Source organism: Trinickia violacea (assembly GCF_005280735.1).
GTDB lineage: Bacteria > Pseudomonadota > Gammaproteobacteria > Burkholderiales > Burkholderiaceae > Trinickia_A > Trinickia_A violacea.
On the sequence record NZ_CP040077.1, the window covers coordinates 4,680,518 to 4,694,599 of the forward strand.

The window sequence follows — 14,082 nt, forward strand, 5'->3', positions numbered from 1 at the left end:
GTTTTTTGAGTCGATCAGGGATGAGGGTCGCTCAGCCGATCGTCATCAAATTCGCATTGCCGCCTGCCGCGGCCGTGTTCACGCTGACCGAGCGCTCGGTCAGCAAGCGCTCGAGCGCGTAGTCTTCGTCGCCGTTTTCGAGCGAGCCTGCCGCCACGCCCTGAACCGAGACGATCGGGCCGGGACGCTTCGCGACTTCCTTCACGATGGCAAGCAGCTCGTCGCTGTCGCCTTCGAAGAGGACGGCGTCGAAATCGCCCTCGCTATTCTTCTTGACGCTCGCGTACGCCTTGAGCGACGCGGGCAGCGCGGCGACCAGCTGCTCGCCCGCCGCGCCCGAGAACAACGCGCGGTTGCCGGTGGCCAGCACCGCCGCGAACTGCGCGCGGGCGCCGCTTGCCGTCGTGGGCACGCAGGATACCGTACCGCGCGCGCCGAGCGTATACGTGTTGCGCTCGCCGGTCGGGCCGGGCAGCACCGCGGTTGCGCCCGCGAGCACGTGCGAGAGGTAGCCGTCGCAGCGCGCAGCCAGCGCCGGCTCGCGCTCGGCGATCAGCCAGTCGCGCAGCGCAACGAGCGGGGCGCTGGGCGCCGAACCGTTGGCGTCGCCGTTACTGTTGCCATTGCCGTTACCCGCGGCCGAGTCGACCACGAGCGCCGAAGCCAGCGACTTCGGCAGCCCAGCCGGACGCTTGGCGAGCAGACGCTGCAGATAGAGCGCGCCGCCGGCCTTCGGCCCCGTGCCCGACAAGCCTTCGCCGCCGAACGGCTGCACGCCGACCACCGCGCCGATCACGTTGCGGTTCACATAGATGTTGCCGACGTGCGCGCGGCTGATCACGTGCGCGATCGTCTCGTCGATACGCGTGTGGATGCCGAGCGTGAGGCCGTAGCCGGTCGCCTTGATTTGCTCAAGCAGCTTGTCCAGCGCGCTGCGGCGATAGCGGATCACGTGCAGCACCGGGCCGAATACTTCGCGCTTCAACTCGTCGATGCTGTCGAGTTCGATCAGCGTCGGCGGCACGAACGTCCCTTGCGCGCAGCCCTCCGGCATCGTCAGCTGCGTGACCGAGCGGCCCTTCTCGCGCAGCGCGGCCACGTGCGTATCGATCGTGCGCTTCGCTTCGGCATCGATCACCGGGCCGACGTCGGTGGAGAGGCGATCGGGGTTGCCGATCGCGAGCTCCTGCATCGCACCCTTCAACATCGTGAGCGTGCGATCGGCGACGTCGTCCTGCAGGCACAGCACGCGCAGCGCAGAGCAGCGCTGGCCAGCCGAGTCGAACGACGACTGCAGCACGTCCGCGACCACTTGCTCGGCCAACGCCGACGAATCGACGATCATCGCGTTCTGCCCGCCCGTCTCGGCGATCAGCGGAATCGGCTTGCCGTCCGCATCGAGGCGTTCGGACAACGTCTTGTTGATGAGGCGCGCGACTTCGGTCGAACCCGTGAACATCACGGCGCGCGTGCGATGGTCGGCGACGAGCGCCGCGCCCACCGTCTCGCCGTTGCCCGGCAGCAGCTGCACCGCGCCCGCCGGCACGCCGGCTTCGCGCAGGATGCGCACCGCTTGCGCGGCGATCAGCGGCGTCTGCTCGGCCGGCTTCGCGATGACCGTGTTGCCGGCGGCGAGCGCCGCGGCCACCTGGCCCATGAAAATCGCGAGCGGGAAGTTCCACGGGCTGATGCAGACCACGGGGCCGAGCGGCCGATGCGTATCGTTCGAAAATTCGTTGCGGATCTGCGTCGAGTAGTAGCGCAGGAAGTCGATGGCTTCGCGAATCTCGGCGACCGAGTTCGACAGCGACTTGCCCGCTTCACGCACCACGAGGCCCATCAGCGTGTGCATCTGCGCTTCGAGCAGATCGGCGGCGCGCGCGAGGCAATCGGCGCGCGCTTCGACCGGCGTCGCCTGCCAGATCGGCGCGGCGGCCACGGCGTTGGCGAGCGCGGCGCTCACGTGCTCCGAGGTCGCTTCGACCACGGTGCCGACGAGGTCGCGATGATCGGCCGGATTGCGCACGTTGCGCGCCCCTTCGGCGCCGGCGGCAATCTCGTCGTTTTCGAGCATCGGCACCGCGCGCCACGAATGATGCGCGCTCGCCAGCAACGCTGACGACAGCGACGCCAGCCGATGTTCGTTCGACAGATCGAGCCCCATCGAATTGAGGCGCTCGGCGCCATACAGATTGCGCGGCAGCGGAATCTTCGCGTGCGGCGCGCCGAGCGGCGTGATCTTCGACGCTTCTTCGATCGGATCGGCGACGAGCTCCTTGACCGGCACGCTCTCGTCGGCGATGCGGTTCACGAACGACGTGTTCGCGCCGTTCTCGAGCAGACGGCGCACGAGGTAGGCGAGCAGCGTCTCGTGCGTGCCGACCGGCGCATACACGCGGCACGGGCGATTCAGCTTGTCGCGGCCCGTCACTTCTTCGTAGAGCGGCTCGCCCATGCCGTGCAGGCACTGGAATTCGTATTGGCCGGGGTAGTAGTTCTGCCCAGCGAGGTGATAGATCGCCGACAGCGTGTGCGCGTTGTGCGTCGCGAACTGCGGATAGACCGCGTCGGGCGCGCCGAGCAGCTTCTTGGCGCACGCGAGGTACGACACATCGGTGTAGATCTTGCGCGTGTAGACCGGATAGCCTTCAAGGCCGTCGAGCTGCGCGCGCTTGATTTCGCTGTCCCAGTAAGCGCCCTTCACGAGCCGCACCATCACGCGATGGCGGCTGCGGCGCGCGAGATCGATCACATAGTCGATCACGAACGGGCAACGCTTCTGATACGCCTGCACGACGAAGCCGATGCCGTTCCAGCCCGCCAGCTCCGGATCGAAGCACAGCGCTTCGAGCAAATCGAGCGACAGCTCGAGGCGGTCCGCTTCTTCGGCGTCGATATTGAGGCCGATGTCGTAGCGGCGCGCGAGGATCGCGAGCGTGCGCACGCGCGGCAGCAGCTCGCTCATCGTGCGCTCCTGCTGCGAGCGCGAGTAGCGCGGATGCAGCGCCGACAGCTTGATCGAGATGCCCGGGCCTTCGTAGATGCCGCGCCCGCCGGCCGCCTTGCCGATCGCGTGGATGGCCTGCTCGTACGAGGCGTAGTAGCGCTGCGCATCCTCTTCGGTCGTCGCCGCTTCGCCGAGCATGTCGTACGAGTAGCGGAAGCCGCGCGCCTCGTACTTGCGGCTGTTCGCGAGCGCTTCGGAGATGTTTTCGCCGGTGACGAACTGCTCGCCCATCAAGCGCATCGCCATATCGACGCCCTTGCGGATCAGCGGCTCGCCGCCCTTGCCGATCAGGCGCGTGAGCGCCGACGACAGGCCCGCTTCGCTGTTGGTCGTCACGAGCTTGCCGGTGATCATCAAGCCCCAGGTCGCCGCGTTGACGAACAGCGACGGCGCGTGCCCGACGTGCGATTTCCAGTCGCCCTTGCTGATCTTGTCGCGGATCAGCGCGTCGCGCGTCGCGCGATCGGGAATGCGCAACAGCGCTTCGGCGAGGCACATCAGCGCGACGCCTTCCTGGCTCGACAGCGAAAACTCGTGGATCAGCCCTTCGACGCCGCCGCCCGTGCGCTTCGCGCGCAAGTTTTCGACGAGCTTGGTCGCCATGGCCTCCACGTCGGGGGCGAGATTCGCCGGCAGGCGCGCCTGACCGATCAGGAACGGCAAGCACTCCGGTTCCGGCCGGCGGTACGCCGCCGTGATCGCCGCGCGCAGCACCGATTGCGGTTGCACGTTCTGCGCGAAATCGAGGAACGGGTGCAGCGTGCCGTCTTCGTCGGATTCGCCATTGGCGCCGTCGGCAAGATCGGCCGTGCCGACGTGACCGGACAACTCAGCCGGCAACTGGCCGTGCTCGATTTTCTCGAGGTAGGCAAAGATCGCCTGCTTGATGAGCCAGTGCGGGGTGCGCTCCAGACGGTTCGCGGCGTCTTTGAGCCGCGCGCGGAGGATGTCGTCGACTTTGACGCCTAACGTGGTGCTAGCCATGGTTCCTTCGTTTGCCGCGCTGGGATGCGGCGAAATGACCAAAAAGTTGGCCGAATCCTACGCCTTCAAATTAAAAGGTGCAACCAAATATGGGATAAGGTTGCACCCCGCGCAGAGCCTTGAGTGGTAAGGCTTACCGGGAAATGGCTCCGGCTGGGGCTCTTAGGGTTGCGCTCGGTATTTTCCCTGAGCGGAAATCGTTATCATCGCCCTCTTCGTGGGCAAAACCGTGCCGTTAACCCAGGAACGGGGTGTAGCGCACGGTGCGCAGCACGAAAGGAGAAGCAAATGGAGAAGTGGATTGTGATCGGCGGCATTTGGGCGATGTCCGTCGCGTGCCTCGTGCTGTTCGTGCGCGGCGCCTCGCCGGCGCATACCCGGGCGCTCGCCATGGCGCGCTCGCGCGAGGAACGACGCCGCAAGGCTGAGCTCGATAATCAAGCTCAGTCGTCTGCCGAGCCGAAGGGCACCTAAGCCGAAGAAGATAGCGGGAAGTGCGCAAGTCACGGGGAGAACCGAGCGCACAGATCGTCGAGAGAGACCCGCTGGCCGTGCAAACGGCACAGACCACCATCGGCGACGCTCGCACCAAACCCCGAACCCAAAGCAGCGAGGCCCAAAATGCTTTGCTCGAAAGAATGCCGTTTGTCCGCGCGGTACCGGCAGCCGCAACAACGGGGACGCAGGCCGACACCAGCCTGTGCGAGACCACTCACGACCCCTGCTCCAAGCTACGCCAACCGAGTGCGAACCCGGGCGCGGACCGCGCGCAACCGGCTGCGATATTGACCGCGCCGCCCGCTGGCTGGAGCGCTAGATATCGAGCGGATCGACTTCGACGCTCCAGCGCAGCACACCCTTTAACGCGCGCAACGCGGGCTGCCACGCACGCAACGTCGCCTGCAGTGCCTGGCGCGAAGCGCTTTCGAGCAGCAGCTGCGCGCGATGGACATTCGCCACTTTGACGATCGTCATCGGCACCGCGTCGTAGACCGTGACGCGCTCCGCCGCCGAAATCCCGGCGAGCGCAGCGGCGGCTTGCTGCAGGAACGCGAGCGCCGCTTCGAGCGTGCGTCCCTCGGCGCGCAACAGCGCCTGATAGACGAACGGCGGCAGATGCGCGTCGCGCCGCTCGGCGAGCGTCGAATTGGCAAAGCCGACGTAATCGTGCCGCCCGAGCGCGTGATAGAGCGCATGACGCGGATAGCGCGTCTGCACGAGCACTTCGCCCGGCAGCCCGGCGCGCCCCGCCCGGCCGCTGACCTGCATCAGTTGCGCGAACAGCCGCTCGCTCGCGCGGAAATCGTGCGAAAACAGTGCCGTGTCCGCGTTCAGCACGCCGACGAGCGACACGCGCTGGAAATCGTGTCCTTTGGCGATCATTTGCGTGCCGACGAGGATGTCGACCTCGCCCGCGTGCACATCGGAAAACAAGGCCTGCGCGCTGCCTTTGCGGCGCGTGCTGTCCGCATCGATGCGCAGCACGCGGGCACCCGGCACCGCGGTGGCGAGCGCCTCCTCGACGCGCTGCGTGCCGCGCCCCAGCGGCGCTATATCGACGTTGCCGCATTCCGGGCATGAACGCGGAATGCGCGCCTCCCAGCCGCAGTGATGGCAGCGCAGCGCGCGCTCGGGCTTGTGGAGCACGACGTAGGCGCTGCAGCGCGGGCAACCGGCCACCCAGCCGCACGCGTCGCACGACAGCGCCGGCGCATAGCCGCGCCGGTTCAGGAACACGAGGCTCTGCTCGCCGCGTTCCAGCCGGCCCTTGAGCGCGGCGACGAGCGGCCCCGACAACCCTTCGAGCGACGCCCGTCCGCGCCGCCGCTCCTCTTCGAGATCGATCAGCCGGACGGCGGGCAGCGCCGCATCGGCGACCGCCCGGCGCGCGAGCGTGAGCCGCTTGTAGCGGCCCTGATCGGCCTGCCACCAGCTTTCGAGCGACGGCGTGGCCGAGCCCAGCACAACCGGTATCTCGAGCTGCTTCGCGCGCCAGACGGCGAGATCGCGCGCCGAATAGCGCAACCCTTCCTGCTGCTTGTAGGCTGGGTCGTGTTCCTCGTCGACGACGATCAACGCGAGCTTCGGCAGCGACGCCAGCACCGCGAGCCGTGTGCCGAGCACGATGCGCGCTTGCCCGAGGTGCGCCGCGAACCAGTTGCGGGCGCGCTCGCCTTCGGCGAGTCCGCTGTGCAGCGTCACGATCGCATCGTCGGGCAACGCCGCGAAACGCGCGCGAAAAGCCGCCTCGAACTGAGGCGTCAGATTGATTTCGGGGACGAGCACGAGCGCCTGGGCATCGGGGCGTGCGTCGAGCAACGCCGACAGCGCGTGTAGATAGACCTCGGTCTTGCCGCTGCCCGTCACGCCGTGGAGCAGAAACGGCGCGAAGCTGTCAGCCGCGCCGATTGCATCGACTGCTTGGGCTTGTTCGGCGGTGAGCGTCGGGCGTTGAATCGGGAGCGGGTCGGGCAACTCGGTGTTGGCGAGGCGTGGTAGATCGCGCGCCGCAGCCGCGTCGATCACCTGACGCTCGGCCCAGCCGTCGGCCTGCCATGCCGCGAGCGTCGCAATCGCCTTCGGATGGATCGCTCGGGCCTCGGCGGCTTCGATCGATTCGGCAGCGGCGAGCGCGTCGGCCAGCCGACGCAGCGCGCTAGCGCGGGCGGGCAGCGCATCCGGCAGCGCAGAACGGCCCGCGGGCGTCAGCCGATAGCGCTCCTCCGGCGCGAACAGCCGCGCCCATCGCGACGCATCGCGCAACGCCTGCGGCAAGGCCGGCAGCGCCACCTCGCCAAGCCCGCGCTGGTAGTAGTCCGCCGCGAACGCCGCGAGCGCGAGCCACTCGGCGGACAGCGGCGGACAAGCCGCGCAAAGCGCGCCGGCATCGCGCAGCCGCTCGGGCGGCACGTCACTGTGAGCGGTCACTTCGCAAACAAGCCCCACCACGTGCCGCTTCCCAAACGGCACCTGCACGAGCATGCCCGGTGCGAGCTGCGTCGACGGCTCGCCGCGATAGTCGAACAGCGTCGGCAGCGGATGATCGAGCGCGACGCGGACGAACACGCCGCTCACGCTAGCGCGAGCCCCGATGCGCCTGCCGCGCGGCGCGGATGCTGGGCTGCGACACGCGGAGCGAACTTAAAGTAAAACATCACATTCGCCGCTAAGTTTTGGATTCTCATTAAGAATTGCCCGGTTGCCGCCCAGCCTGTGGATAACTTTGTTGAGAACTCGCCCGGCAAACGGTGGAGATGGCGCAGCGACGCCATTCTGTGGGCCATCGCACGCTCTTTCCGGATGCCGTCAAACCCTTGCCAGTCAAGGCCGGGAACTGCCTGAAGCACAGTTCTCGAGACAATGCCAGCGACAAACCGCTCTACCGCGCCGCAACGTGCCAAATGTGTATAAGTCAAGTCTTGACAATCACAAGACAGCCAAACGGCGCGGCGCTGCGCGAGGGTTCCCCCTTAGGGTGAGAGCCCACTCTGACGCGCCGCAGCAAAGATTGTCATCGAGCCGACATTCACACGCCGGCCCGGATCACGCGGCTATGGCGGTGCACTTCGTCGACCAATTCGGCGACATGCTCGGGCGGCGTGAATTGCGAGATGCCGTGGCCGAGATTGAAGACGTGGCCAGGATGGTTGCCGAAGCTGTCGAGCACTTTGCGCGCTTCCTCGCGGATCGCGGCCGGCGGCGCGAACAGTACGTTCGGATCGATATTGCCCTGCAGCGCTACGCGCGCGCCGACGCGCTCGCGCGCCCGTCCGAGATTCACCGTCCAGTCGAGGCCCACGGCATCGACGCCCGTGGCCGCGATCTCTTCGAGCCACAGGCCGCCGCCCTTCGTGAACGTGATCACCGGAACCCGTGCGCCGTCGTGCTCGCGCTTCAAGCGGCTCACGACCTGTTCGATGTAGTGCAGCGAGAAGCGCTGGTAGACGCCGTCGGCGAGCGCGCCGCCCCAGGTGTCGAAGATCATCACGGCCTGCGCGCCCGCTTCGATCTGCGCGTTCAGATATGCGGCGACCGCTTGCGCGTTCACGTCGAGAATGCGGTGCATCAGGTCGGGCCGCGCGTACAGCATCGACTTCACCGTGCGGAAATCGTCCGAGCCGCCCCCTTCGACCATGTAGCACGCGAGCGTCCACGGGCTGCCCGAGAAGCCGATCAGCGGCACGCGCTGGCGGCCTTCGCCATCGGTCAGCGCGCGGCGGATTTCGCGCACTGCGTCGGTCACGTACGACAGCGTGGCGCCGATATCGGGCACCGCGAGCTTCGCGACGTCAGCCTCCGTGCGCACCGGGCGCGCGAACTTCGGGCCTTCGCCGGCGGCGAAGTCGAGACCGAGGCCCATCGCGTCGGGAATCGTCAGGATGTCGGAGAAGAGGATCGCGGCATCGAGCGGGTAGCGCTCGAGCGGTTGAAGCGTGACCTCGGTCGCGTAGTCGGGGTTCTTCGCCAGCCCGAGAAAACTGCCGGCACGGCTGCGCGTCGCGTTGTATTCGGGCAGATAGCGGCCCGCCTGACGCATCAGCCAGATCGGCGTGTAGTCGGTCGGCTGGCGCAGGAGCGCGCGCAGGAAGGTATCGTTCAGAAGGGTATGAGCCACGGTGGAGGCAACGAAAAGGCATAAGAGCAAACAGCGATTCTACCGGAGGCGGCTTGCCCGATCGTGCGAGATATGCGCAATAACGGGCCAAGCCGCCGCACGTTTTGCTCTGCGCTTGCGCCGCTGACGCGGCGCTGCGGCCTGCACCGCGGCACAAAAAAAGCCGGTGCGGCTCGTCGCCACACCGGCTTTCTGCGACCCGTTCACGCCAACGACGGGCCCTCGGCCACACCCCGCTCTTATTCGACCGTCAGTTGACGCGTCTTGGAGGCCGCCTTTTTCGGTAACGTCAGCGTCAGCACGCCGTTTTCGAACTTGGCGCGGGCATTCGCTTCGTCGACTTCGTTGGGCAGCGCGTAGCTGCGCGAAACCACCCCATACTGCCGCTCGCTGCGCAGCACGCGGAACTTCACCCCTTCCCCACCGTTTTCGACAGACGCCTCGCGTCTCAACTCCGCGCGCAGCGTCACCACGTTCGCGTCGATCGACACCTGGATGTCGTCTTTCCTCACACCGGGCAGATCCGCGAGCAGCGTGAAGCCGGTCGCGTCTTCGCGCACTTCGGTGCGCACGTCGACGACAGGAGACGCTTCGCCCGGGACCTGGCCATGCACGGGGCGGATATAGAAGCCGGGGGCAAAATCGCGGAAGAGTTCTTCAAACATGGAACGGCTGGTCAGCGACGACATTTCGAGCTCCTTTGAATTGGACACACGCGGGAACGCCGCGCGCGGGCATGCCGCGCATCGTTTGAGGGGAAAGCGTTCCGCCATGACACAAAGATAGGGTGTGCCTTTCGATGTTCAAGGGGCGACGCGCTCGGCTATGATCGATCCACCCAACCGACGCACGAGAAGACCAATGAAAAGAACCGCATTCGCCCTGCTGTTGAGCGTTGCTTGCGCCGGCTCGGCGCTCGCCCAGACGAACGGCGCCGCCAGCCAGCCCGCGCCGTCCCGGCTCGAACAGATCGCCGCGCGCGGCACGTTGCGCATCTGCACGACGGGCGACTACAAGCCGTATTCGTTCTATCGCGCGGACGGCAGCTTCGAAGGCATCGATATCGACATGGCCGAATCGCTCGCGAAGTCGATCGGCGTGAAAGCGGAATACGTGAAGACGACGTGGTCGAACCTCATGAACGACTTCATCGCGAAGTGCGATATCGCAGTAGGCGGCGTGTCGACGTCGCTCGAACGGCAGAAGCGCGCGTTCTTCACGCAGCCGTACATGATCGACGGCAAAGCGCCGATCACGCGCTGCGCCGATGTCGAGAAGTACCAGACGGTCGCACAGATCGACCAGCCGTCGACGCGCGTGATCGTCAACCCCGGCGGCACCAACGAGCGCTTCGCGAAGCAGTATTTGCCGCACGCGACGCTGACCGTCTACCCGGACAACGTCACGATCTTCAAGCAGATCCTCGCGGGCAAGGCCGACGTGATGGTCACGGACGCATCGGAGACGCTGCTGCAGCAAAAGCTCAACCCCGGTCTCTGCTCGGTGCATCCGGACAAGCCGTTTCAGTACGGCGAAAAAGCCTACATGGTGCCGAGCGACGACGTCGTGTTCCAGCAATACGTCGACCAGTGGCTGCATCTCTCGCGCGCCACCGGCGAGTTTCAGACGATTTCCGACAAGTGGCTCAAGTGAGGAGCGCCGCCATGCGCTGCCGGCGCGTGTTCGCATCGGCATCGAGGGGAAGCGGCGCGAAGTGCTCGGCGACAGCGGCATAGAAGTCGAGCAATTGGGAATCGATCGTCACGGGGTTTCCTTTCGGGTCGATCGCTGATTCACTCCACCAGTTGCCCCGGCACGCGCGGCGCCGGCGCATGCGCGCGATGCAACGCACCGAACACGCGCTCATGCTCGACTTTCACGCACACGTCCATCGCGACATCGAGCCCCGCGGCCACGGCGAGCGCCGCCGCCTCTTCGTTGACGACGCCCACTTGCAACCACAGGGACTTTGCGCCGATCGCAACGGCGTCGGCGGCCACCGGCAGCACGTCGTCGGCGCGCCGGAAAACGTTGACCATGTCGATCGACGCCTGCTCCTCGGCAAGCGCACGCGCGGCATCCGCAAGCGTCGCGTAGCAGCGCTCCCCGAGCACGCCGGCGGAATCGTTTGCATAAGCGGGATTGATCGGCACGATCCGATAGCCGTGCGCCTGCATATAAGCGGCGACCGAATGGCTCGGCCGATGCGGAAGATTCGACAATCCAACCACCGCGATCACGCGATCGCGCTCCAGAATGTTCTGCAAAATTACACGCTCGTTCATTGTTGAGTAGTCGACGAAAAGACAGGGTGTCTCGACATGCGGCGGCACGAATTCCAACGGCTCGCTATCGAGCGGATTCGTCTGCATGTTCGGCGAACTTCCATGCCGCACGGCTATGCTTCTTGAATGGGAGATTGGCCGATGCGACCCGGTCTGTCACGACTCGCTTGGAAATCGGTAAGAATATCTTATTAAGCGTTTGCCGATGGCAAAATATCCCGGAGAGCCTTATCCGGCGGGCGTTACAACCTGAAACACTTTGTTACCGCGTCCTGAAAGCAATTCGCCCACAATGCCCTTCAACGGTTTCAACACGGATGTGGCGGCAGTGCAAAGTGTGAGCGGATACGATGCACTTAAGCCGGTCGGCCTCGCGCCGAATCCCTCCCCGGGGCATCCCTGCTGGAGCCGTTATCGGCGCAATGCGTCAATCCAGTCGGTTCCTACATTGGTCTCCTCGCGCTAACCCCGTAGCGTGTGGTTTTTAGCGGGCTCCAGGCCCGCTTTTTTTTCGCCCTCTCCTTTCGCATACGCCTCAGAACACTTAGGTGTTCCGTCGATATGTGACGCAGCGCACATTCGACGCGGCAACCCCTCTCCTCATCCCTCCATCGACGTCGAGCAATTGCCGAGCCTGGCGCGGATGTGATCTCCGTGCTTTACGCCGTCGGTGGCGTCGACCGATTCAGTTCGTCGATCATCCGTTCGCGCATGACGAATTTTTGCACCTTACCGGTTACCGTCATCGGCATTTCGTCGACGAAGCGGATGTAGCGCGGCACCTTGTAGTGCGCGATCTGGCCGCGGCAGAACTCCGTCACTTCTTCGGCGGTCATCGATTCACCGGCGCGCAGCGTGATCCATGCGCAGATCTCCTCGCCGTACTTCGGATCGGGCACGCCGAACACCTGGACGCTCTGAATTTTCGGATGCCTAAACAGAAATTCCTCGATCTCGCGCGGATAAACGTTTTCTCCGCCGCGAATCAGCATGTCCTTGAGACGGCCGACGATGTTGCAGTAACCGTCGGCGTCGATCGTCGCCAGATCGCCGGTGCGCATCCAGCCGTCGACGACGGATTCGCGCGTGCGCTCTTCGTCGTCCCAATAGCCTTGCATCACGGAATAGCCCTTCACGTACAGCTCGCCGGTCTCGCCGACCGCAACGATCTGACCGGAGAGATCGACCACCTTCGCCTCGAGATGCGGCTGAACGCGGCCGACCGTGCTCGTGCGCTTCTCGACCGGATCGGTCGTCGAGGTTTGAAACGACACCGGGCTCGTCTCGGTCATGCCGTAGGCGATCGTGATTTCCGACAAGTGCATCCTCGACATCACGCGCTTCATCGTTTCGACCGGACACGGCGCGCCGGCCATGATGCCGGTGCGCAGCGACGTCAAGTCGAAGATCTCGAAGTCCGGGCGGTCCAGCTCGGTGATGAACATCGTCGGCACGCCGTGCAACGCGGTGCAGCGTTCATCGGACACCGCCGCGAGCGTCGCGCCGGGGTCGAACGCCTCGCCGGGAAACACCATCGCTGCGCCTACCGACACGCATGCAAGCACCGCCAACACCATGCCGAAGCAGTGATACAGCGGCACCGGAATGCACAGCGAATCGGCTTCGCTCAAGCGCATCGCCATCGCGATATGGCGCGCGTTGTTGACGACGTTCCGGTGGGTGAGCGTCGCGCCCTTCGGATTGCCGGTCGTGCCGCTCGTGAACTGGATGTTGATCGGGTCATGCGCCGAAAGCGTCGCATCGATTGCATCGAACGTCATGCTGTCGCGCGCGACGCGCCCCATCTCGACCAGCTCCGAGAAGCACAGCATGCCGGCCGTCTCGGTATCGCAGGTCCGTACCACCGTGCGCAAATGGGGCAAGCGCGCGATATGCAATTCTCGCGGCGACTGCTGCGCGAGTTCCGGCGCGAGCGCTTGCAGCATCTCGACATACATCGAAGTCTTGAAGCGCTCCGCGCAAACGATCATCTTGCAGCCGGACTTGTTCAGTGCGTACTCGAGCTCGGCGAGCCGATAGGCGGGATTGACGTTGACGAGCACGGCGCCGATGCGTGCCGTCGCGAACTGCGTCAGCAGCCACTCGACGCGATTCGGCGACCAGATGCCGACACGATCCCCTTTGACGATCCCAAGCGCTGCGAACCCGGCCGCAACCACGTCGACTTCGTCGGCAAACTCCTGCCAAGTCCAGCGAATGCCCTGCTCACGAAACACGACAGCCGGCCGATCCGGAAAACGTTGCGCGGTGTCGCGCAGAAACTGCCCGATCGTTGCCTCGGACAGCGGGATATCGGTGGAACCGCGCACATAGGACATGCCGTCGACCGGCGCGATTAGCGCGCCGCCGCCTGGGACCTGCGTTGCCATGGTTGTCTCCGCCAGAGGTAAGCTTTTTGGAATCAGTATCGGCCGTCATTCTGCCACCCGGAGATGACAGTGAGGCATCAAGTCTTTCCCGCAGCATACACTCGCCTGCGACTGCGCCTTCGGCAACGCTGCAATCGAGGCAAAAACGCGGAGCCTTGCATGGGACTGGACTAGGCGCTGAAGCGCCAAGCCCGGATCCACATCAGGCCGACCGCTGTGAGCCTGGAGTAAGTGCTGAAGCACTAACTCCAGCCAGTCACAGCATGGGACCCGAGTAAGCGCTAAAGCGCTAACTTGGGTCGACACGAAAAAAAAGCAGCCCGAAGGCTGCTTTTTTTCTTACGACAAAAACGTATCAGCGTTGGCCGCGCAGTTTGCGCAGACGCTCGATGGCTGCAAGCTGAGCCGTCGCGTACGCGAGCTCCGCTTGCGCGGTTGCATACTCGAGATTCGAGCCCGAGTTCTGCAGCGCCTCTTCCGCACGCTTGCGAGCCTGCTCGGCCTTGGCTTGGTCGAGGTCCGCACCGCGAATCGCCGTGTCGGCCAGCACCGTCACCGCGCCCGGCTGCACTTCGAGAATGCCGCCCGCGACGAACACGAACTCTTCCTCGCCGTTCTCAGCCTCGATGCGCACCGCACCCGGACGAATCCGCGTGATGAGCGGCGTGTGGCCCGGCAGAATGCCGAGCTCGCCCGCCTCGCCCGGCAGCGCGACGAATTTCGCCGGGCCCGAGAAGATCTGCTCTTCCGCGCTGACGACGTCTACTTTGATGGTTGCCATATCGACTCCTGGTTGAGCGT

Annotated in this window: 9 protein-coding genes; 2 read left to right on the plus strand and 7 right to left on the minus strand. The window is 65.2% G+C overall.

Going from position 1 to position 14,082, the window contains the following annotated elements:
• Positions 1–31 precede the first annotated feature (31 nt).
• Positions 32–3,991, minus strand: coding sequence for a trifunctional transcriptional regulator/proline dehydrogenase/L-glutamate gamma-semialdehyde dehydrogenase (gene putA, locus FAZ95_RS21480; protein WP_137334286.1), 3,960 nt, complete (start codon positions 3,989–3,991; stop codon positions 32–34).
• Positions 3,992–4,279: 288 nt separating this feature from the next.
• Here putA and FAZ95_RS21485 point away from each other — a divergent pair, with 288 nt between their 5' ends.
• On the plus strand, positions 4,280–4,465 hold the full coding sequence (locus FAZ95_RS21485; protein ID WP_137334287.1) for a hypothetical protein: 186 nt from the start codon (positions 4,280–4,282) through the stop codon (positions 4,463–4,465).
• A 339-nt stretch (positions 4,466–4,804) separates the two neighbouring features.
• On the opposite strand, the gene FAZ95_RS21495 is transcribed toward FAZ95_RS21485, so the two are convergent.
• From FAZ95_RS21495 to FAZ95_RS21510, 3 genes are all read right to left on the minus strand, one after another.
• Positions 4,805–7,066 (minus strand): primosomal protein N', encoded by a 2,262-nt coding sequence (locus FAZ95_RS21495; RefSeq protein ID WP_175425664.1) that lies wholly within the window; start codon positions 7,064–7,066, stop codon positions 4,805–4,807.
• 451 nt (positions 7,067–7,517) lie between these two features.
• Positions 7,518–8,606 carry a uroporphyrinogen decarboxylase gene (gene hemE / locus FAZ95_RS21505; RefSeq protein WP_137334290.1) on the minus strand — a complete coding sequence of 363 codons (1,089 nt, stop codon included), beginning with the start codon at positions 8,604–8,606 and terminating at the stop codon, positions 7,518–7,520.
• Positions 8,607–8,845: 239 nt separating this feature from the next.
• Entirely contained in the window at positions 8,846–9,295 is a 450-nt protein-coding gene (locus tag FAZ95_RS21510; protein ID WP_137334291.1) for an Hsp20/alpha crystallin family protein, read from the minus strand.
• Between the two features lie 172 nt (positions 9,296–9,467).
• On the opposite strand from FAZ95_RS21510, the gene FAZ95_RS21515 reads away from it, so the two are divergent.
• Positions 9,468–10,259 (plus strand): transporter substrate-binding domain-containing protein, encoded by a 792-nt coding sequence (locus FAZ95_RS21515; protein WP_137334292.1) that lies wholly within the window; start codon positions 9,468–9,470, stop codon positions 10,257–10,259.
• Between the two features lie 140 nt (positions 10,260–10,399).
• Here the strand turns inward: FAZ95_RS21515 and FAZ95_RS21520 are convergent, their stop codons facing one another.
• From FAZ95_RS21520 to FAZ95_RS21530, 3 genes are all read right to left on the minus strand, one after another.
• Positions 10,400–10,978, minus strand: a complete 579-nt coding sequence (locus tag FAZ95_RS21520) for a CoA-binding protein (RefSeq protein WP_254699759.1) — start codon at positions 10,976–10,978, stop codon at positions 10,400–10,402.
• A gap of 572 nt (positions 10,979–11,550) precedes the next feature.
• The gene (locus FAZ95_RS21525) at positions 11,551–13,281 is read right to left on the minus strand and encodes an AMP-binding protein (RefSeq protein ID WP_137334293.1); all 1,731 of its coding nucleotides are present in this window, start codon (positions 13,279–13,281) and stop codon (positions 11,551–11,553) included.
• Positions 13,282–13,636: 355 nt separating this feature from the next.
• Positions 13,637–14,062 (minus strand): F0F1 ATP synthase subunit epsilon, encoded by a 426-nt coding sequence (locus FAZ95_RS21530; RefSeq protein ID WP_136897603.1) that lies wholly within the window; start codon positions 14,060–14,062, stop codon positions 13,637–13,639.
• Positions 14,063–14,082 lie beyond the last annotated feature (20 nt).

What these genes read in the sequence shown, in the direction of transcription:
- FAZ95_RS21525 (WP_137334293.1), bottom strand. Translation starts at nt 13,281, where the DNA reads ATGGCAACGCAGGTCCCAGGCGGCGGCGCGCTAATCGCGCCGGTCGAC.
- FAZ95_RS21485 (WP_137334287.1), top strand. Translation starts at nt 4,280, where the DNA reads ATGGAGAAGTGGATTGTGATCGGCGGCATTTGGGCGATGTCCGTCGCG.
- FAZ95_RS21530 (WP_136897603.1), bottom strand. Translation starts at nt 14,062, where the DNA reads ATGGCAACCATCAAAGTAGACGTCGTCAGCGCGGAAGAGCAGATCTTC.
- FAZ95_RS21515 (WP_137334292.1), top strand. Translation starts at nt 9,468, where the DNA reads ATGAAAAGAACCGCATTCGCCCTGCTGTTGAGCGTTGCTTGCGCCGGC.
- FAZ95_RS21510 (WP_137334291.1), bottom strand. Translation starts at nt 9,295, where the DNA reads ATGTCGTCGCTGACCAGCCGTTCCATGTTTGAAGAACTCTTCCGCGAT.
- putA (WP_137334286.1), bottom strand. Translation starts at nt 3,991, where the DNA reads ATGGCTAGCACCACGTTAGGCGTCAAAGTCGACGACATCCTCCGCGCG.
- FAZ95_RS21520 (WP_254699759.1), bottom strand. Translation starts at nt 10,978, where the DNA reads ATGCAGACGAATCCGCTCGATAGCGAGCCGTTGGAATTCGTGCCGCCG.